Source organism: Actinoplanes sp. ATCC 53533, assembly GCF_003947245.1.
Map to the genome: position 1 here is coordinate 13,249 of NZ_QHHV01000008.1, position 19,272 is coordinate 32,520.

The following is a 19,272-nucleotide window of genomic DNA, read 5'->3' on the forward strand; positions in this document are numbered from 1 at the left end:
TGTACCGAGGGTGTCCGGGCAGACACTATGAGACACGTGGCACCTCCGCTCGCCGAACTCACCGCCCAGGCGCAGACTCTCACCTCCGCGGGCGACCTCGCCGCTGCCAGGGACGTGCTCGCCGAGGGGCTGGATCCGGCCGACGCCGATCCGCAGCGCGCCTCCCCCGACCTGGCGCTGGCCGCGGCGCTGCAGGCCCGGATCCTGATCGCCCTCGGCGACCCGCACGCGGCCCGCACCTGGGCCGGCTTCGCGCACGCCGCGGAGGAGCGCCTGCACGGCCCGCACGACGAGCGCACCATCGCCGCGGCGGCCACCCACGCGGCCGTGCTGCACCGGGTGGGCAACCACGGCCGGGCGGCGCAGCTCTACCACGACCTGGTCGGCGAACTGACCGCAGTGGACGGCTCGCGGTCGGCGCGGGTCCTGGCCGCCGAGGCCGACCTGGCCACCGCCGAGCACGCCGCCGGGCACTGCACGGCCGCCCGGGACCGGCTGGCCGACGCCTGGACCCGGCACAACGAGGCGCACGGCGAGGACTCCCCGGCGGGCATCAAGATGCTGGCCCGGCTCGCCGGGATGGAGCGCGAGTGCGGCCAGGGCGCCGCCGCTCTGCGGCACTTCAGCCAGGCCCAGGAGCTGTGCGCCCGCTACCTGCCGCCGGACCACCCGCTGGGCCGGCAGGTCGCCCGGCTGGCCGGGGCGGAGGCCTCGGGCCGGCACGTGTGCGGCCGGGTGCAGCGCTCGTCCGGCCCGGCCGCCGGCGGCCCGGCGGCGGGCGTCACCCGGGTGCCGGCGACCGCCCCGGGGGTTCATCCGGTACGCCAGGAGCCTCCCGCCCCGGGCGACCCGACCGGCCTGCACGCCCGCACCGAACCGCCGATCCCCCTGCCCCTGACCTCACCGGCGGCTCCGACACGCCTCGCAGTGACTCCGCCACCGCGGGTGCCGGGGTTCGCTCCGCAGCGCACCGCGGCGCGCCCCACCGGACCGGGCGAGCCCCAGGAGGCCTACCGGCCGGCCGCGCCGTCGCAGATCTGGCCCGTGCCGGAAACAACAAACCCGGCGCAGCCCGAACAGACCTGGCCCACCTCGCCATCGGCTGAGCCCGGCCAGGCGCGGGCCGAACCGGCCACGGGTGCCTGGTCCGAGCCTCCCCCGCCGGCGCCCGCCCAGGCCCGGCAGCCCTGGCCGGAGACCATCCCGCCGCCACAGATGGCCGCCTCCGCCCCGCCCGTCGAGGAGGCACCCGGTGTCCGGGCGGTGCCGCCGCAGGCGTGGGCCGTGGAGCCACCCGGGCCGTGGCCGCCCGACTCGTTGCCGCCGGCCGCATACCCGCCCGAGGAATATCCGCCCGGCCCACGGCTGCCGGCGGAGCAGTCCGCCGTGTCCGTCGTCGACCGGCGGTTGCCCGTACCGGTGGAGCGGCCGGACCGGCACTCCGGCCGGAATGCTCTCGTGCTGGCCGGCGTGCTCGTCGCCGGGATCGCGGCCGCGGCCGCGATCGTGGTCGCGACCCGGCCAAACGACGGCGCCGGCCCGGCCGCCGCTCCCAGTGCCGGCGCGACCACCCCCGCCTCCCCGTCGGCGCCGGCTGCCTCGGCGTCCGTGCGGCCGACCAACGCCGCCGTCGCCCCGACCGACGTGAAGCTCCAGGACAACCGGGACAGCGTCTCGCTGACCTGGCGGTATCCCAAGGGTTCCGAGGGCCCGGTGCTGATCTCCGGCGGCCGGACCGGGCAGGAACAGCGGGCGTTCCAGCAGCTGCCCGCCGGCACCACCGACTACGTCGTGTACGGGCTCAACCGGCAGAACAACTACTGCTTCTCCGTGGCGGTCGTCTACACCGTCGACCAGGTCGCCGAGTCCGAAGCCGTGTGCACCAAGCGCAAGTAACCGACTTGCAACCGAGCAACACCTCAGCAATCACCATCGACTTCCGATCGCAACGGTTGCCGAGGACCCAGCCGGGGACCCACGGGGGAAAGCGGGAGTACGAGTGACGACGGAGGCGGCGCAAACGGCCGGTGCCGTGGTCGTGGTTGAGCGAACGGCGCTCGAGGCGACCCTGGTGGAACTCGAGAGCCGCCCGCAGGCCCAGTTCCGGTCGGTGGCGGCGCCGGCCGCCGCGGTCGAGCAGCGAGCCGACGAGCTGGGCGAACAGGACCTGGTCATGCGGGCGCGGCTGCTGCGCGCCCACTCGCTGGTGCGCGAGGGCCGCTCCGAGCAGGGCGGTCAGCGGGCGCACCAGGTGCTGGCCTGGGCCCAGCAGCACGACCATCCGTTCCTGCTGGCCCGCGCGCACCGGCTGCTCTCCGTCTTCTACCGGCAGATCGGCGATCTCTCCGAGGGACTCAGCCACGGGGTGCAGTGCGTCGCCAACCTCACCGACGACGAGCCGCAGAACGTCCGCGCCCGGCACCTGATGAGCCTCGCCGTGGCGCTGGACGAGAGCGGCTCGACCGAGGAGGGCGACCGCCGGTTCCGGGAGGCGCTCACTATCGCCTCGGCCGTCGGCGACCACGAGCTGACGATGAACATCCTGAACAACATGGCCTACACGGCCTTCGAGAACGACAACGAGGCCGGTGCCCGCGAACTCGTCGGGCACATGCGCGAGGTCCTGGTCCGCGGCGGGCTGGAGTTCGGCGCCCTCGAACTCGACACGATCGCCCGGATCGAGATGATGAGCGGCGACTACGCCGCGGTCGAGCAGGCGCTGCACATCATCCTGGACGGCCCGACGTCCGCCCTGCTCAGCCACGAGGGTGACGCCCCGGCCGTGTGCATGCTCACCCTGGCGGAGGCGCGCCGGCTCGACCGGCGCTACAAATCCGCCCAGGAGGCGCTGGACGCCGCGGTCGCGCTGGCCGAGGAGCGCGGCCTCGACCGGGTACGGGCACAGGCCCGCGAGGAGCAGGCGGCCCTGTTCGCCGCCACCGGCCGGTACCAGGAGGCGTACGCCGAGCACCGCGCGTTCCATGCGGCGGCATCGGCCCTGCACTCGATGCAGCGGGCGGCGCAGGCCCGGGCGCTGCAGGCGGTCTTCGAGGCGACCGAGGCGCGCCGGGCCAGCGACCATTTCCGGGAGATGGCCCACCGCGACGCGCTGACCGGCCTGTGGAACCGGCGGTACGTCAACGAGCGGCTGCCCGCCCTGCTCAGCGAGGCGGTCGCCCGGCGTACCCCGCTCTCGCTGGCGATCCTGGACCTGGACCACTTCAAGCGGATCAACGACACGCTGTCGCACAGCACCGGGGACACGGTGCTGCAGGAGGTGTCCCGGATGCTGACCGACTCGGCGACCGGGCCGATGATCGCGGCACGGATCGGCGGCGAGGAGTTCCTGCTGGTGCTGCCGGGCGTGGCCGCCGAGGAGGCGACCGAGCGCTGCGAACGGCTGCGGCTGCGGATCCGGGCGCACACCTGGGAGCCGATCACCGGCACGACGCCGGTGACCACGAGCATCGGCGTCACAACCGCACCGGAGGGCCGGGCCACGAGTTCGACACTGCTGTCGCTGGCCGACCGGAACCTCTACGTGGCCAAGCGCGAGGGCCGCGACCGCGTCGTCGCCGACCTTTGACGATCTCTCCGCGCCGCGCGTGGAACAAGCGGCGTCTGTCGATCCGTGGTGGCACGAAGGCGTGATCACAAGTGTGTGTCGGGGCCGAATAGCTTTCCCGGCAAGAGATCACGTCGTTCGGGGGAGACACCAGATGTCAGCACGTACCGTTTCGATCCTCGTCCTGGGCGGCGCCTTGGCCGCAGGCCTCGCGGCCTGTGGCAGCACCGGCGCGAACCAGCCCACGGCGGGCTCGCCCACCGTGGCCTACACCGCCAGCACGCCGCCCAGCGACACGCCGGTCCAGGCGCCGACCACCACGGCTTCGACGTCCAAGGCGCCGACCTCCAAGGCGCAGCCAGCGGGCTGCCCGGTCACCGCCGACACCCTGCTGGCGGTCCTGAAGGACAAGTACGACAAGCTCCCCGCGGGACATGAGGTGCGCGACGTGCAGTGCTACCAGAACTACGCGATCGCCGTCCGGTCCGCCGCCCAGTCCGACAGCGAGGTGGAGACCTTCCGCTACGTCTCCGGGTCGTGGCAGTCCGTCGGCGGCGGCAGCGCCGATTATTGTGAGGGCGTGCCGACGAAGGTCAAGAAGCACTTCCGTGGGACGGGCTACCCGGGCTGCTCCTGATCGGTGCGGGGCGATCCGGTGGCGGCGCCCGGTGCGGCCTCGACCTACAGATCCAGGTCGACGGCGAGCGGGTAGTGGTCGGAGGCGTATTCGGCCTCGGCGCCGCGCAACACCCGCATGTTCTGCGCGTGGGCCGCGACCGAGGGGCTGGCCAGCAGGTAGTCGAGCCGCATCCCGGCGCTGGAGAACTCCTCGCCGCCGCCCCGGCTGGTCGGCACGGTGAGCCCGGCATCCGCACCCGGCTGCTCCAGCTCTGCTTCCCGATAGGAAACAGGCTCCGCCGGCTCCAGCTCTGCTTCCCCATAGGAAACAGGCTCGGCCGGCTCCAGCTCTGCTTCCCGATAGGAAACAGGCTCCAGCTCTGCTTCCCCAAGGGCAACAGGCTCCAGCTCTGCTTCCCCAAGGGCAACAGGCTCCAGCTCTGCTTCCCCAAAGGAAACAGGCTCCAGCTCTGCTTCCCGATAGGAAGCGGCCTTCGGCCACAGGTCCACGAAACCCGCGGCCTCGAAGGCCGCGATCGCGCGGGTGTCCGCCGTACCGTCGGCGGCAAGATGGCGGCGCCGGTACGGCCCGCTGAGCGCCGCCAGCCGCCGCGTGTGATCCGTTCCCGGGTCCAGGGCGTTGAGGTCGCCGGCGAGCAGCACAGGCCCCTTGGCGGGCCGGTGCCGCGCGGCGAGGAAGCGGGCCTCCCGCAGCCGCCGGTACGGCGAGAGCGGGTGCAGATGGGTGCTGACCACCGTGAGCTGTCCCGCGGTGGTCGGCACCCGGACGGCCGCCGCGGCGTGGTGCAGCCGCCACCGGACCCCGGACCAGTCGATGATCCGCAGCGGCGGCCGGACCAGCACCGCGACGGCCTGGCCGAAGACGGAGGGCGCGAGGAACGGCGTCATCCCCAGCGCCCCGGCCACCTGGCGCATCCGCCGGCCCGGAAACCCGCGCAGTTCCTGCAGCGCGAGGATGTCCGGCCGCTCCCGGCGCAGCAGGGTGACCAGGGCGTCGAGCCGGCCGCCGCTGCCGCCGGTCCGGATGTTCCAGGTGAGGAGCCGGACGGTCACCGTACCGCCTCGGCGGAGCCGGTCAGGTCCTGGTCCGCGTCCCGCTCGGCGAGCTCACCGGCGTCGGCTCGGTTGCCCTCGGCCACGTCGGCGTTGGGGCGTAGCACGAACCAGAGCAGGGTCATCCAGCAGGCGGTCAGCACGCCCGCGCCGAGGAAGTCGGTCGGGTGGTGCATGCCGCGGTACATCCGGGACAGCGCGACGCCGGCCGGCATGATCACCGCGAGGGCCACGAAGAGCCACCGCCACCAGGCCCGGACCCGCGGCAGCACCAGGATCGCGATGGCGACGTAGAGACACATGGTCGCGGCGATGTGCCCGGACGGGAAGGACGACGTGGGCATCTGCCCGTCGAGCTGCTCGACCGGCGGGCGCGGCCGGCCCACGGCGGCGGCCGCGGTCAGGAACAGGCTCAGCTCGCCGAACATGGCCAGCACCACGAAGAGCACCGGGCGCCAGCGCCGCCACAGGGCCAGCACCAGCGGGCAGAAGACCAGCGACACCAGCAGGATCATGTGGGTGTCGCCGGCCTTGCTCCACAGATAGCTGAGGTCGTCGAGCGACGGTGTGCGGAAGGTCTGCAGCCAGCGGACGAAGCCCACGTCGGCGGACCGGATCCAGGTGCCTTCCGTGTGGTTGGTGACGGCCCAGCCCAGGACGTACAGCGTGCCGAAGGTGAGGACCCAGCCGACCAGCAGTTCGGCCGCGCCGGCCCACGGGTGCGGCAGCAGCTTCTCCTCGTCCGGTGCCGGGGTGATGTCGTGTCCCGCCTCCGGCTCCAGCCCCTCTTCCCACGGGCCGACCGGGCTGCCGACCTCGCGGCGCCACAACCGGAAGGCGTACGCGGTCACGCCGAGCCAGGCCGCGCCGAGCAGCCAGCCGGCCAGCACGTCGGAGAGGAAGTGCACGCCGAGCGCGAGCCGGGTGCCGCCGACGAGCACGACGATCGCGGCGACCAGCGCGATCACGGCCTTGCGCCAGCGCGGCGCCACGGCGGGCAGGAAGACCAGCAGCAGCGCGCCGTAGGCGACGAACGAGCCGAGCGCGTGCCCGCTCGGGAAGCTGTTGCCCGGCGCGGTCGACACCGGCACGTCGACCACCGGGCGCAGCCGGCCGACCAGGGTCTTGAGCGACGGGTCGAGCAGCAGCGCGCCGACGCCGGTGACGACCAGGTAGGCCGCGAGGCGGGTGCGCCGCCGGATCAGCAGCAGCACGACGGCGACGGAGACCAGCCACATCAGCACCGGCCGGCCGCCGAGGTCGGTCAGCGCCTCCAGCACGGTGACCACCGGTTTGTGCGGCGCCACGAGCCGGTTCAGCCCGTCGGCCACGCCGTGGTCGAGGCTCCGCAGCGGGTCCCAGCGCAGCCGGACCAGCAGCAGGAGCAGGCCGAAGCCGAGTCCGACCGCCACGACCGCGAGCAGGCCCAGCAGGCTGCGCCCGGTGAAGTGCCGCAGCGGCGCCCAGCCGATGACTTTGTGGATCCTGCCTTCGTCGGTGGACATCGTGGGCTCCTGCTCGATGGGGGGTCCTACGCCGGGTGCGCGGGACTTACCCTCATCGCTCGGAGCTCACACCGGGGTCGCGCTGCCGCGGCATCTCCCCGTCGCCCTCCTTCGGCGCCGGCGGGTCGAAGGAGGCCAGGTCGTCGGCGGGGCCCGGCTCCCACTGATCGTGCTGAGCGGGGCGGACCACCCCGACGCGCTGTGCCTCGAGCTGGGCCGCGAAGGACAGCCCGAGGAAGAGCGAGATGCCGGTGAGGTTGGCCCAGAGCAGCAGCGCCATGATCGCGGTGAGCGGGCCGTAGGTGGCACCGAAGCCGTCGCTGACCCTGACGTAGCCGGCCAGCAGCAGGCTGGCCACCCACCACAGGATCGTGGACAGCGCCGCGCCGAACAGCAGCCAGGTCAGGGCCGGCTGCCGGCGCCGCGGCGAGTGCCGGAACAGCAACCCCACCGCGAAGACGATCAGGATCAGGCTCAGCGGCCAGCGGACCAGGTCCCAGGCCGTCCGGGCGCCGTCGCCCCAGCCGAACTGCCCGGCCATCGAGTCGCCCGCCGAGTTCCCGGCGACCAGCAGCAGGAAGCCGAAGAGCGCGGGCAGGCCGGCGACCACCGCCAGCACGGCCGCGCGGACGTACTTCCGCGGCGCGGGGCGGTCGCGCTCGACGCCGTAGATGCGGTTGGCGCCCCGCTCGATCTGGGCCATGCCGGTGGTCAGCGCGAACAGCCCGGTGATCAGGCCCAGGGCCAGGGCCAGCTCGCCGGCGTCCTCAGTGCGCTCGTCGTCTTGGAGCAACTCGGTGACCAGCGGCTCGCTGGCGCCGGGGGTCATGGCGATGACGGTGTCCGCCACGACCTGGCCACCCTCCTCGACGCCGAGGTCGGTGGCGAGACCGGACAGGGCGATCAGGAACGGCACGATCGCGAGGCAGAGCTGCAGCGCGAAGGCCCGGGAGTGGCTGAAGCCGTCGCCGTACCGGAACCGGACGAACGCGTCCCGCAGCAGCGGCCAGCGCCCGTAGTGGCGCAGCGCCAGGAACGCGTCGTCCGCGGACAGCTCGTCACCGGGCATCATCCTGGTCTCAGGAACCGGCTCGGTGCTGCTCATGATGCCTCCTCAGCCGCGGCACGCACCCCCTTGGCGGCCCGCTTCGCCGCGTCGGAATCGTAGGCCAGGTCGGGATCGCCGGCCGGCCGTGGCACGCAGAGCAGCAGCGCGCGGCGCCGAATATGGATCTTGAGGGTCTTGCCGGGCTCGATCAGGTCGCCGTCGAGCTGGCGCGACTGCGGCCGGTTGCTGAAGATCTCGACCCGCTGCGCCGAATAGGTCTCCATCAGCGGCACGCGCTTGCTCCGCCGCACCACGGCCCAGCCGAGCCGCGCCCAGTGCCCGAGGCTGCGCGGGCTCAGCACGGCGACGTCGAGCTTGCCGTCGTCCGGCAGGGCCTCCTGCAGCAGCCGCACGCCGCCCTGCAGCCGGCCCACGTTGCCGACGATGACCGAGCGCGGGCGCCGGGGCATCGGCGCGCCGCCGTCGATGACGATCCGGACCCGCATCGGTCGGTCCCGCAGGTGCTTGGCCGCGCCGCCGAGGTACGCCAGCCAGCCGATGTGCTTCTTGGCCGCGTCCGAGGTGCCCTCGAGCATCTGCGCGTCGAAGCCCATGCCGGCCATCACCGCGAAGCACCGGTCGCCGACCGCGCCGACGTCGATGCGCTTGCGCCCGCCCTCGATGGCGACCTGCACCCCGGCGGCGGCGTCCGTGCCGAGGCCCAGGTTGGCCGCGAGCAGGTTGCCGGTGCCGGCGGGCAGCACCGCGAGGGCGACGTCCGTGCCGGCCAGGGCGGTCACCGCGGCCATCACGGTGCCGTCGCCACCGCAGACGAAGACGAGCTCGGCGCCGTCCTTGGCCGCCCGGGCGGCCTGGCCGCGGCCGGGATCCTCCGGGGTCGTCTCCAGCCACACCGGCTCGGGCCAGCCGACGGTCGAAAGGCCCTTGGACACGGTGCGGCGCAGGAGGTCGAGATCGCCGACCTTGACGGGGTTGAAGACAACGGCTGAACGGGGTCCTGTCACGGCCGCCAGTGTGCAGGAGACACATCACATCGGCGACCCGGGCCGGCGTGAGGTATGGTTAATCCGCTATTTGAACGCGTTCAAATAGCGGAGAGGCGAGGTGAAGGCGATGTGGGTGCTCGTCAACCTGCTGGTCGTCGTCGGCATGCTGGTGGTCGTGCCGGCCGGGCTGCGGCTCATCAGCGATCCGGCGGTGGCGTTCGCCCGGCGCTGCTGGCCGGTCGGCGCGGTCGCCGGGGCGGTGAGCCTCTGGCTGCCCCGGGGGACGGTGGCGACCAGCCTGGCGACGGTCTACGCGATCGCGGCGGCCGTGCTGTGCGCGTACGCGGTCAGCCGCCCGACCCGCCCCCGCCGCGAGTGGGCCGCCGAGGCCGCCGTGCTCACCGCCTTGATCAGCCCCGCCGTGGCGGCGAGCGCCCTGGTCGCCGAGCGCGCCGGTTACCAGCTGTTCGGCTTCAAGCTGGGGATCCTCGCGCTGACCGTGGCGCACTTCCACTTCGCCGGCTTCGCCGCCGCGCTCATCGCCGGGCTCCTGAGCCGGGTGACGCCCGGTCCGGCGGCCGACGCTGCCGCGCTGACCGTGCCCGCGGGCACGCTGCTGGTGCTCGTCGGCTACTTCACCGCCGAGGCGGTCGAGCTCGCCGGCGCCCTGGTGCTGACCGCGGGCATGTGGACGGTGGGCTGGCTGACCTGGCGATACGCGCGCACCGACGCCCCGGACCGGCTCACCGCGCTGCTGCTGGGCTGCTCGGCCGTCGTGCTCGCGGCGTCCATGGCGCTCGCGGTGAGCTGGGCGCTGGGCGAGGCCACCGGGCTGCCCCACCCGTCGCTGGCCTGGATGGCCGCGACGCACGGGGTGGCGAACGCCCTGGGATTCGCCGTCTGCGCCATGGTGGGCTGGCACCGCACCGGGGTATGTCCGCACCTCGAGAAGGAGATGTGATGAGTGAGTTCAGCTACGCCGAGGTCGGTGCGACCCGGGAGGAGCCGTTGCCCCCGGGCTACCGGCACCTGCACTACCGCACGGAGTTGGACCGGGCGGACTTCGCCGCCGCCGCCGAGGCCATCCTGACGTTCCGGATGCACCGCGCGACCGGGGCGCGGATCCGCGCGACGGCCGACCGGGCCGCGCCCGGGGTCGGCGTCACCGTCGGGCTGGGGCCGCTGACTGTGCCCTGCGCGGTCGTCTGGGCCGCCGACGGCGGCGATCTGGCCGGATTCGGGTACGGCACGCTGCCCGGCCACCAGGCCCGCGGCGAGGAGGCGTTCACGGTCGAACGCGACGCGCGGGGCCGGGTCTGGTTCACGGTGACCGCTTTCAGCGCCCCGGCCCGGCTGCCGATGCGGCTGGGCGGTCCGGTCGCGGTGCTGGCCCAGCACCTGTACGCCCGCCTCTGTGGCCGAGCCCTCCGACGACTGTGTGCCCGGTCCCGTACCGTTGGCTCGTGAGCGAGCTTGCGAGCGAACCATCGACTCTGTGCCTGGCGAATGCCATCGCCGGAGCGTCAGCGACGGTGCTGGCGTGAGCGACACGAGCGTCACCTGGTGGGGACACAGCACCATGTGGCTGACCGACTCGGGGATCTCCCTGCTCACCGACCCGCTGCTCACCGACCGGCTGATCCACCTGCGCCGGATGGCCGGGCCGACGCCGAAGCTGCCCGGCCCGCCGGACGCGGTGCTGCTGTCGCACCTGCACGCCGACCACTTCCACCTGCCGTCGCTGCGCGCGGTGCCCGGCGAGCCGCTGCTGATCCTGCCGCGGGGCGCCGCCGGCTTCGTGGCCAGCAGCCTGGGCCGGGAGTGGGCGCAGCGCTGTGTCGAGCTCGAGCCGGGTGAGGAGACCACGGTCGGCGCGGTCACCGTGCGCGCGGTGCCGGCCGCCCACGACGGCGGGCGCGGCCCCTGGTCGCGACTGCGCACGGCGGCGATGGGCTTCGTGGTCGAGGGCGCGGCCCGCACCTGGTACGGCGGCGACACCGGCCTCTTCGACGGCATGTCGGCGCTGGGCCCGCTGGACCTGGCGCTGGTGCCGGTCGGCGGCTGGGGGCCCACCCTCGGCTCGCACGGCCACCTCGACCCGGTCGACGGCGCCGAGGCGCTGCGCCGGGTGAAGGCCGCCTGGGCGGTCCCGGTGCACTACGGCACCTTCTGGCCGGCCGGCATGGGCCGGTTCCGGGCGCACATGTTCCACGACCCGGGCACCGAGTTCGCCCGGCGTGCCGCCATCGCCGCCCCGGACACCCGCGTCCGGGTCCTCACCCAGGGCGAGACGCTCAGTTTTGAGCCGGCCACGTGATCTCCGAGCTCGGAACCATGGGCTGGCTGTCGCTGGTGGTCGCCTTCGGCGCCATCGTGCCGATCGTGCCCACCGGCGCGGCGGTCAGCGGCGCGGCCGCGCTGGCCTTCCACGACAACCCGCTGCTGATCCTGCTGACGATCGCCGCGGGCGCGGCCGGCGCCTACGTCGGCGACCTGGTCATGTACGCGATGTGCCGGGCCGGCGGCGAGCAACTGGCCCGCCGGCTGCGCTGGCTGCGCGACGAGGAGCGCCTGGCGTCGGTGAAGGAGCGGCTGCACAAGAGCCAGATGCCGGTCCTGCTGGTCTCCCGGCTGCTGCCCGGCGGCCGGGTTCCGGTGCTGCTGGCGGCGGCGTTCCTCGGGCTGAGCTGGCGCACGTTCGTGGTCGCCAACGCGCCGGCGTGCGTGCTCTGGGCGGTCGTCTACGCCGGCATCGGGGTGGCCGGCGGCTCGATCTTCCCGGAGCCGTGGCAGGGCGTCGTCGCCGCGATCATCCTGGTCCTGGTCATCGGCCAGGTGGTCAACCTGATCAGCAAGCGCCGCGCGGCCCGCCAGGCCGAGGCCGAGACCGCGTAGGCGTCCCTCCCGATCGGACAATGCGGGCCAAGCGGACGGGGTGGCCCGGCCGCGAGCTCAAGCGCTAGCCTGCGCTCGTGTCATCCGACGATCTCGCGTCCCACGCGCGGGCGATCATCGCGGCGAATCTCTACCTCACCCTGGGCACGGCCGGCCCGGACGGCCACCCGTGGACCTCACCGGTCTACTTCGCCCCGGCGGGCGACCGGGAGTTCTACTGGGTCTCCGGCACCGACGCCAGCCACTCCCGCCACCTCGCCGAGCGTCCACAGGTGAGCATGGTCGTCTTCGACTCCACCGTCGCGCCGTACCACGGCCGCGCCGTGTATGCGGTCGGCGAGGCTGGGGAGGTGTCGGGCGGCGACCTCGATCGCGGGCTGCGGTCCTATCCCCGGTCCGACGGCCGGGGTGCCACGCCGGTGACCCGCGAGGACGTCACCGCGCCCGCCCCGTACCGTCTCTATCGGGCCCTGGTCTCGCAGATGTGGGTCTTGTGCCCCCGGGAGCCAGGCCGGCCGTGCCCGCTGCACGGCCTCGCCCGAGATCACCGGGCTCGCGTGATCCCGGCGGAAAACGCCGGGCCGACGGCGCAGGACCCCGCCGCCGTCTAGGCGGGTCGCGTCCCGGCCGGCGGCACCCCGTTGACGTCGGTCCAAACCTCCGTCATGTCAGCGATGAGCCCTTCACGCAAGGTGATGAACGTCGCCACCTCGAAGTGTTGAATCTCCCCGTCACGAAAACCGGTGACGTGCGCTCGCCCCGCCGCACGAACCTCGGTGCCGATGCAGTCTTCGAGCACGAGGCGGTCAAAACCGGGATACTCCGCGTTCAGCCGAACCCAGGACGCACGATCGAAGGTCTCGCCGGTGTGCACGTAGCGGCAGACGAAGTCGTCGTGCAACAGGCCGGGGAGCTCGTCCCAGCTATGGGTGTCGATCACCTTGGCCAGCCGGCTCATCATCGCGGAAGCGTCCATCAGCCAATCGTTTCACGAACGCGTCCCCTGGAGACGGCCCGGCTCCGGCCACGGATGCCAGTGCTGGCGCCGTCAGTACTTCAGATATTGCCTGGTCAGGTTGGCGACCTTCTGCACCAGGGTGATGCCGCCGTCCATGGTCTTGTTGTTGTGCGAGAGCACGGCCACCGAGACGTCCACGTCCTCGTCGGCCGAGGTCACCCGGCCGACCGTGTTGACCGCCCAGAGGCCGCCGTCGGCCGAGCGGGTGTCCCAGCCGTTCTTCACGATGGTGGTCTCGCCGGTCTTCGCGACCGCCGGCACGCCCCAGTCCTGGGCCTCGTCCACCGTGTTCATCAGGGTGAACGCCTGCTTGCGCGAGCCCGAGTCCAGCGGGCCCTTGGTATCGACCAGCTCGGCGAGCAGCTTCACCTGGTCGTCGACCGTGGTCCTGGTCAGCCCCCAGGCGCTGTTGACCTTGGTCTGGGTCAGGCCGAGCCGCTTGTTGCACTTGCTGATCGCGGAGACCTTGCCGAGCTTGTTGAACAGCGCGGTGGTGGCGTTGTTGTCACTGAGCCGGATCATCGGCTTGGCGAGCGCCAGCTCGCTGGGCGACAGGTCCCGGTCGGCGTCCTGCGCCCGCAGCAGCGCGCAGGCGAGGATCTGCACCTTGACGATGCTGGCGGTGTCGTATTTCTCCGCGCCCCGATACGAATAGCGCTGGCCGGTCTTCTTGTCGAGCACCGCGACGGAGAACTCGGGGCTGGTGGCGGCATACTTCGTCAGGGCCGCGTTGAGCGCCTTGACCCGCCGGGCGCGCTCCTGGGCAGCGAGCTGCTCCGGGGTGGGACCCGTGGGCGTGGGGCTCGGGGCGGGATCGCCACCGAAGGTCAGCGCGCGCGGCAGCACGCCGCCGCCGGCGCCGCCGTCCCGCATGCCCAGGATGACCAGGGACGCGCCGCCCACGATCACCACTGCCGCCACCGCGAAGATCCAAAGCTGGGTTCGTCGCACCCATGCATAGTGCCGTGCCAGGCGCGGGATGCCAAAACCTACTACCGACGGCTTGATCACCCTTACGGTTTGTGACTGGCGCCGGGGGGCACAATGGGCTCATGGCCCTCCTCCCGTCTCCCGGCATTATCGTCGATATCACCCGATACGCGGTCGGCCAGGTGGTGGAGACGGCGGCCTCGGTGGCCACGGTCCCCGTCCGCGTGCTCGGCCTGCTCGGCCAGACCGAGCTGCTGGTCAGCCGGATGACGATGCTGGCCGAGCGCGCCGAGGGCCTCATCGGCCGGGTCGACGGCGTGGTGGAGGGCATCGAGGAGACGCTGCGCGACACCAAGGTGATCATGGCGGCGGCGGCCCTCGCGGTGGACGAGGCCTCGGCCATCGCGGCCCGCGCCGCTGTGGCGGTGGACGGGGCCGCGGCCATCGCGGCCCGCGCGTCACTGGCCGTGGACGAGACCGGAGCCGTCGCGGCCCGCGCCGCCCTGGCGGTGGACGAGGCCGGCGCCGTCGCGACCCGGGCGGCCCAGCTGGTGGACGGTGCCGCGCTGACGATGGACGGCGCCGCGGCCGCCGTGACCGGCGCGGCCGCGATCGTCACCGACGCCGAGCGGATCACCGACGCGGCATCCGGGGTGGTCCAGCACGCGTCCGCGGCGGCGGCCGAGGCCCGCGAGCTGCTCGACGGGTATGCGCCGACGCTGCGCCGCGCGGCCCCACTGGCGGCCCGCTTCGTCGAGGAGCTGACACCGGAGGAAGTCACCGCCGCGATCCGGATGATCGACGAGCTGCCCCGGCTGCGCCAGCACCTCGCCGAGGACGTGATGCCGCTGCTCAGCAAGCTCGATCAGGTGGGGCCCGACCTGCACTCGCTGCTGGAGGTCACCAACGACCTGCACCTGGCGATCCTCGGCCTGCCGGGGCTCAAGCGGCTGCGCAAGCGCGGCGAGGGACGGATCGCCGAGGACGACGCCCCGAACGGCCGCTAGATCGCTGGTCGTTCCCGGCGACCGTGGCGCCGATGAGCGGCCCTCGGAGAGACTTCCGCAGGACGCTTCGGCATCTCACTGCCAAGCGCCGGAGCCGTGGCCGTCACGCCCGGCATCCTGGCCGGGCGCTCCGGCACCCGGCGCAGACCTACTGACCAGCGCATATTCACAGTTGCAACATTGACGAAACGCATCGATAACAGCTAACCTCGCGACACCGTGAGAGCGCTCTCACGACCGCCCGTGGTCCACCGCCGCGGCTCTGGCGACCCCCGTCCCCATCGGAGGCACCTGCTATGCATCCCCCCGCGTCCCCCCGCTCCCGCCCCCGCCGGCTCGCCGGTTTCGTCGCCGCCGTTGTCGTGGCCCTCGCCTCCGGCGCCCTCGCGGTGGCCGTGACCGGCTCCGCCGAGGCCGCGACCGTCGGCGCCGGCAGCTACACCGAGACCCTGCCCGCCGGCGCCAAGCTCCCCTCCGGCTGCGGCTCCATCTCGACCAACCCGCGGCAGTTCCTCACCCCGAACGCCCCCGCCGGGCCGGTGCCGACCAACGACTGGTGGTCGTCGCTGCTGTTCAAGAAGGGTGACGAGTGCGCCTTCTCCCAGCCGCTGTTCGCCGGGCCGGCCGCCTACCGGCCGGTGGCGAGCGGGCTCGGGCTCTCCTACCAGACCGACGCCGCCATCAGCGGCAGTGCGACCGGCCTGGGTGAATACCATTACCCGTACGCGCAGCACGTGGTCGTCGGCGTCGCCGGGCTCAACGCGCCGCAGGCGCTGGTGGACGGCTGGAGCGACTGGACGGTCACGCCGTCCTGGAGTGACGGCGCCCGCACCATGAAGGCCACCATCGGCCACGGCCTGCCGCTGTCGTACTTCCAGGTGACCGGCGGCGACGCGCTGCTGACCAGCACCGGCCCGCCGACCGCCTGGCAGAACAGCGGCAGCCGGATCGGCTTCTCGATCGGTGGACACGATTACGTCGCTTACGGCCCGGCCGGCTCGACGTGGACGGTGAGCGGCAGCACCATCCGCTCCTCGCTGGCGGGCAGGGGTTACTTCTCGGTCGCCGTGCTGCCCACGCTGAGCGACGCCGCCGCGGCTGACAAGATCGCGCTCGCCGACACGTACGGTCAGTTCGCCCAGAATCATGTCACCGGCACCCGGATGTCATATGCCTACGACCAGGCCGCCGGCACGGTGAACACCACGTACGCCTTCACCACGACCGCGCGGGAGGGCAGCGGCGCGGGCACCGTCATCGCGCTCTACCCGCACCAGTGGCGCTACCTGACCGGTGCGACCCCGTTGTCGCGCACCTACGTCTCGCCGCGCGGGGCGATGAGGATCGTCACGGGTACGTCGTTCCAGACGTCCATGAAGTACACCGGCGTCCTGCCGGAACTGCCCGCGGTCGGCGACTCCGCCGGCGCGGACCTGTCCACGATCACCGGCTTCCTGAACGACGAACTGGCCAACCCGGCCGACTTCCGCGGCGATGACACGTACTGGACCGGCAAGGGCCTCGGCCGGGCCGCCCGGATCGCGGAGATCGCCGACCAGCTGGGTCTCACCTCCGTGCGCGACTCGGCGCTGAACGTCATCCGGACCCGGCTCACCGACTGGTTCACCGCGTCGGCCGGCAAGACCGCGCGGCTGTTCTACTACGACCGGAACTGGGGCACGCTGATCGGCTACCCCGCCTCGTACGCCTCCGACGAGGACCTCAACGACCACCACTTCCACTATGGCTACTACGTGGCCGCGGCGGCGACGCTGGCCAAGTTCGACCCGGCCTGGGCCGCCGCCGGCCGGTACGGCGGCATGGTCGACCTGCTGATCCGCGACGCCAACAACTACGACCGCGCCGACACCAGGTTCCCCTACCTGCGGGACTTCGACATCTACGCGGGGCACGACTGGGCCTCCGGGCACGGCGCGTTCGGCGCGGGCAACAACCAGGAATCCTCGTCGGAGGGCCAGAACTTCGCCAACGCGCTCATCCAGTGGGGCCAGGTCACCGGCGACAACGCGGTGCGCGACGCCGGGATCTGGCTGCACACCACGCAGGCCGCGGCGATCAACGAGTACTGGTTCGACGTCCGCGACGAGAACTTCCCGGCGACCTGGGGACACAACTACACCGCCATCGTGTGGGGTTCCGGCGGGGCGTACGCGACGTGGTTCTCCGGCGAGCACGCCATGGTCGTGGGCATCAACATGCTGCCGATGACCGGCGGGCAGCTCTACCTGGGCGACCACCCGGAGGCGGTGCGGCGCACGTACGCGGAACTGGTCCGCAACAACGGCGGCGAGCCGACCGTCTGGCGCGACATGCTCTGGCAGTACCTGGCGCTCGGTGATCCGGACGCGGCGCTGGCCAAGTTCCGGGCCGGCAGCTCGTATACCCCCGAGGAGGGCGAGAGCAAGGCGCACACGTTCCACTGGATCCGCAACCTCGCGGCGCTCGGCCAGGTCGACACCGGCGTGACCGCCAACCATCCGCTGGCCAAGGTCTTCACCAGCAGCGGCGCGAGGACGTACGTCGCGTCGAACATCACCGACGCCGCACTGACGGTGACCTACTCGGACGGCCGCACCCTGAGCGTGCCGGCGGGCAAGACCGTCGCGGCCGGGGCGAACACCTGGTCCGGCGGCAACGCCAACGGTGGTGGCACGGTGCCGACCACCCCGCCCGCCTGCACGGAGCCCCCGCTCCTCTCGCAGGGCAAGACGGCCACCTCGTCCTCCGTCGAGGCCGGCTATCCCCCGAACCTGGCCGTGGACGGCGACGCGGCGACCCGGTGGTCCAGCGAGTTCGCGGACCCGCAGTGGCTACAGGTCGACCTCGGTGCCGCGCAGCCACTCGGCCGCGTCGAGCTGACCTGGGAAGTGGCGTACGGCAAGGCGTACCGGATCCAGACGTCGACCGACGGCACCACCTGGACGACGGCAGCGACCGTGACCGACGCGGCGGCCGCGGGCACGGTCGTGCATCCGGTCTCCGGCACGGCCCGGTACGTGCGCATGTACGGCACCGAGCGCGGCACGCCCTACGGCTACTCGCTGTTCGAGTTCAAGGTGTACGGCACCTGCTGAGAGCGCGTGCGCCTGCCGGCCTCGTAATCGGTGAGTATCTCGGCGAGAACTCGCCGGGCGTCGGCGTCGTCCAACGTGGAAGCGCAGGTGACGAGGGTCTTCCAGAGGGCCCGACATCTCGGAGCCCAGGTGGAAGGTCCAGTTGTCCCAGCCACCGTTGGCCACCGGCCGAACCGGAAGGCCGGCCCACTGCGGGAACTGGTCGGCGACGAGCCGACTGACCTGTTCCGGGTCGACGGCGACACGTTGTGGCAAGGGACCGAGATGCGGCACCCGCCGACCCTACGCAAACCGCCCCGAGCCCCGCACGCCGATTTCGCGACGGTGCTAGCGGGACCGTTCGTCACCTCCCGGGCGCCCGCGACCTCGAACGAAGGCCACCCGCCGCCCCACCTCGGCGAAGAGGCCCCACCGGGCGGGTGGGGCCTCTCCGTGGTGGAAAGATGGCTCAGTAGACCGAGACGCCGTACCGGTTCAGCGCCTCGACCACGGGCTGGAAGTACGTGATGCCGCCGGAGGAGCAGTTACCGCTGCCGCCGGAGGTCAGGCCCAGCGCGGTGGTGCCCGCGTAGAGCGGACCGCCGCTGTCGCCCGGCTGGGCGCAGACGGTGGTGCGGATCATGCCCGAGACCGAACCCTCGGCGTAGTTGACCGTGGTGTTCAGCGCGGTGACCCGGCCCGAGTGCGTGCCCGTGGTGCTACCGCGGCGGTAGACCGTCGCGCCGACGGCGGGGGTGCCGGCGGAGGTGATGTCCTGCGAGCCGACGCCGCCCGTCTTGGTGACGCTCGTGTTGGTGTAGCGCACGATGCCGTAGTCGTTGCCCGGGAAGCTGGTGCCGTACCGGGTACCCAGCGTCGCGGACGAGCTTGACCAGGTCGTGCCGATGTTGGTGCAGTGGCCCGCGGTCAGGAAGTAGTAGGTGCTGCCGCTGACGACGTTGAAGCCCAGCGAGCAGCGGCTGCCGCCGGTGTAGATCGCGTCGCCGCCGGAGATGGTGGGCTGCAGCGTGCCGGGGACCGACTCGAAGGTGGCCTTGTCGCCGAGCTTCGCCACGATCGCCTTGACGGCGGCGAGCTTGGCGCCGGTCACGGTGGCGTCCGCGGTGACCGCGATCTTGTTGCTGACCGGGTCCAGGCCGAACGAGGTGCCGGGCGTCGTGAGCTCGGCCTTCAGGGTGGCGTCGGCGGCGGCCAGGGCGGCGCCGCTGTGGCTGACGTAGCGCGGGGTCGCGCCGCTGGCGCGCACCGACTTGGCAGTGGCCGCGTCGGTCACGTTGACCACGAGTTTGCCGGCCGAGTCGACGTAGGAGCCGGCGGCGGACGTGCCGAACTGGGTGTCGAGCTTGGTGGCGAGCGCGGAGGGGGCGAAGGACGGGTCGGCGGTGGTCGGGGCGGCGGACGCGGGTGACGCGAACGCACTACCCACCAGCAACACGGCGGCCAGGCCGACGATCGGTCGGCCGAGCTTCGAGCCGGGGTTACGCACAGTTTCCTCCCAGGGGGACGGGGG

Annotated in this window: 17 protein-coding genes; 10 read left to right on the top strand and 7 right to left on the bottom strand. The window is 72.7% G+C overall.

Translation table 11 applies throughout. The annotated features are described in order from the left end of the window. The first annotated feature begins 36 nt into the window (after positions 1-36). The 3 genes from DMB66_RS62395 (at position 37) to DMB66_RS60985 (ending at position 4,202) form a co-directional block, all read left to right on the top strand. Entirely contained in the window at positions 37-1,896 is a 1,860-nt protein-coding gene (locus tag DMB66_RS62395) for a fibronectin type III domain-containing protein (RefSeq protein WP_199751828.1), read from the top strand. Between the two features lie 142 nt (positions 1,897-2,038). After that, complete coding sequence (locus DMB66_RS02740) at positions 2,039-3,586, top strand: diguanylate cyclase (protein WP_233624252.1); 1,548 nt, start codon at positions 2,039-2,041, stop codon at positions 3,584-3,586. A gap of 133 nt (positions 3,587-3,719) precedes the next feature. After that, positions 3,720-4,202 (top strand): hypothetical protein, encoded by a 483-nt coding sequence (locus DMB66_RS60985; protein WP_158647126.1) that lies wholly within the window; start codon positions 3,720-3,722, stop codon positions 4,200-4,202. Positions 4,203-4,246: 44 nt separating this feature from the next. On the opposite strand, the gene DMB66_RS02755 is transcribed toward DMB66_RS60985, so the two are convergent. From DMB66_RS02755 to DMB66_RS02770, 4 genes are read right to left on the bottom strand one after another with little or no spacing between them, the layout of a single operon-like run. Next, positions 4,247-5,257 carry an endonuclease/exonuclease/phosphatase family protein gene (locus tag DMB66_RS02755; protein WP_125802399.1) on the bottom strand — a complete coding sequence of 337 codons (1,011 nt, stop codon included), beginning with the start codon at positions 5,255-5,257 and terminating at the stop codon, positions 4,247-4,249. Further along, entirely contained in the window at positions 5,254-6,762 is a 1,509-nt protein-coding gene (locus tag DMB66_RS02760) for a phosphatase PAP2 family protein (protein ID WP_125802400.1), read from the bottom strand. The genes DMB66_RS02755 and DMB66_RS02760 overlap by 4 nt, the downstream gene beginning before the upstream one ends. A gap of 52 nt (positions 6,763-6,814) precedes the next feature. Beyond that, positions 6,815-7,867 carry a YihY/virulence factor BrkB family protein gene (locus tag DMB66_RS02765; RefSeq protein ID WP_125802401.1) on the bottom strand — a complete coding sequence of 351 codons (1,053 nt, stop codon included), beginning with the start codon at positions 7,865-7,867 and terminating at the stop codon, positions 6,815-6,817. Beyond that, positions 7,864-8,835: a diacylglycerol kinase family protein gene (locus tag DMB66_RS02770; RefSeq protein WP_125802402.1), complete on the bottom strand. Its 972-nt coding sequence runs from the start codon at positions 8,833-8,835 to the stop codon at positions 7,864-7,866. The genes DMB66_RS02765 and DMB66_RS02770 overlap by 4 nt, the downstream gene beginning before the upstream one ends. A 109-nt stretch (positions 8,836-8,944) precedes the next feature. Here DMB66_RS02770 and DMB66_RS02775 point away from each other — a divergent pair, with 109 nt between their 5' ends. The 5 genes from DMB66_RS02775 (at position 8,945) to DMB66_RS02795 (ending at position 12,323) form a co-directional block, all read left to right on the top strand. Beyond that, positions 8,945-9,778, top strand: coding sequence for a YndJ family protein (locus tag DMB66_RS02775; RefSeq protein ID WP_125802430.1), 834 nt, complete (start codon positions 8,945-8,947; stop codon positions 9,776-9,778). After that, on the top strand, positions 9,778-10,284 hold the full coding sequence (locus DMB66_RS02780; RefSeq protein WP_125802403.1) for a DUF1990 family protein: 507 nt from the start codon (positions 9,778-9,780) through the stop codon (positions 10,282-10,284). Before DMB66_RS02775 ends, DMB66_RS02780 begins: the two co-directional genes overlap by 1 nt. A 73-nt stretch (positions 10,285-10,357) precedes the next feature. Continuing rightward, entirely contained in the window at positions 10,358-11,134 is a 777-nt protein-coding gene (locus DMB66_RS02785) for an MBL fold metallo-hydrolase (protein ID WP_125802404.1), read from the top strand. Further along, positions 11,131-11,712, top strand: coding sequence for a DedA family protein (locus tag DMB66_RS02790; RefSeq protein ID WP_233624253.1), 582 nt, complete (start codon positions 11,131-11,133; stop codon positions 11,710-11,712). The genes DMB66_RS02785 and DMB66_RS02790 overlap by 4 nt, the downstream gene beginning before the upstream one ends. A 77-nt stretch (positions 11,713-11,789) precedes the next feature. Further along, a complete protein-coding gene (locus tag DMB66_RS02795; protein ID WP_125802405.1) occupies positions 11,790-12,323 on the top strand; it encodes a pyridoxamine 5'-phosphate oxidase family protein in 534 nt (177 codons plus the stop codon). On the opposite strand, the gene DMB66_RS02800 is transcribed toward DMB66_RS02795, so the two are convergent. Beyond that, the gene (locus DMB66_RS02800; protein ID WP_125802406.1) at positions 12,320-12,688 is read right to left on the bottom strand and encodes a nuclear transport factor 2 family protein; all 369 of its coding nucleotides are present in this window, start codon (positions 12,686-12,688) and stop codon (positions 12,320-12,322) included. The two genes, DMB66_RS02795 and DMB66_RS02800, sit on opposite strands and share 4 nt — an antisense overlap. A gap of 72 nt (positions 12,689-12,760) precedes the next feature. Beyond that, the gene (locus tag DMB66_RS02805; protein WP_233624254.1) at positions 12,761-13,681 is read right to left on the bottom strand and encodes a serine hydrolase; all 921 of its coding nucleotides are present in this window, start codon (positions 13,679-13,681) and stop codon (positions 12,761-12,763) included. Between the two features lie 101 nt (positions 13,682-13,782). On the opposite strand from DMB66_RS02805, the gene DMB66_RS02810 reads away from it, so the two are divergent. After that, the gene (locus DMB66_RS02810; protein ID WP_125802407.1) at positions 13,783-14,667 is read left to right on the top strand and encodes a hypothetical protein; all 885 of its coding nucleotides are present in this window, start codon (positions 13,783-13,785) and stop codon (positions 14,665-14,667) included. 296 nt (positions 14,668-14,963) lie between these two features. Next, positions 14,964-17,762 (top strand): glycosyl hydrolase, encoded by a 2,799-nt coding sequence (locus DMB66_RS02815; RefSeq protein ID WP_158647127.1) that lies wholly within the window; start codon positions 14,964-14,966, stop codon positions 17,760-17,762. Between the two features lie 448 nt (positions 17,763-18,210). On the opposite strand, the gene DMB66_RS02825 is transcribed toward DMB66_RS02815, so the two are convergent. Then, entirely contained in the window at positions 18,211-19,248 is a 1,038-nt protein-coding gene (locus DMB66_RS02825) for a S1 family peptidase (RefSeq protein ID WP_125802408.1), read from the bottom strand. Positions 19,249-19,272 lie beyond the last annotated feature (24 nt).

What these genes read in the sequence shown, in the direction of transcription:
- DMB66_RS60985 (WP_158647126.1), top strand. Translation starts at nt 3,720, where the DNA reads ATGTCAGCACGTACCGTTTCGATCCTCGTCCTGGGCGGCGCCTTGGCC.
- DMB66_RS02760 (WP_125802400.1), bottom strand. Translation starts at nt 6,762, where the DNA reads ATGTCCACCGACGAAGGCAGGATCCACAAAGTCATCGGCTGGGCGCCG.
- DMB66_RS02765 (WP_125802401.1), bottom strand. Translation starts at nt 7,867, where the DNA reads ATGAGCAGCACCGAGCCGGTTCCTGAGACCAGGATGATGCCCGGTGAC.
- DMB66_RS02775 (WP_125802430.1), top strand. Translation starts at nt 8,945, where the DNA reads ATGTGGGTGCTCGTCAACCTGCTGGTCGTCGTCGGCATGCTGGTGGTC.
- DMB66_RS02780 (WP_125802403.1), top strand. Translation starts at nt 9,778, where the DNA reads ATGAGTGAGTTCAGCTACGCCGAGGTCGGTGCGACCCGGGAGGAGCCG.
- DMB66_RS02800 (WP_125802406.1), bottom strand. Translation starts at nt 12,688, where the DNA reads ATGGACGCTTCCGCGATGATGAGCCGGCTGGCCAAGGTGATCGACACC.
- DMB66_RS02810 (WP_125802407.1), top strand. Translation starts at nt 13,783, where the DNA reads ATGGCCCTCCTCCCGTCTCCCGGCATTATCGTCGATATCACCCGATAC.
- DMB66_RS02815 (WP_158647127.1), top strand. Translation starts at nt 14,964, where the DNA reads ATGCATCCCCCCGCGTCCCCCCGCTCCCGCCCCCGCCGGCTCGCCGGT.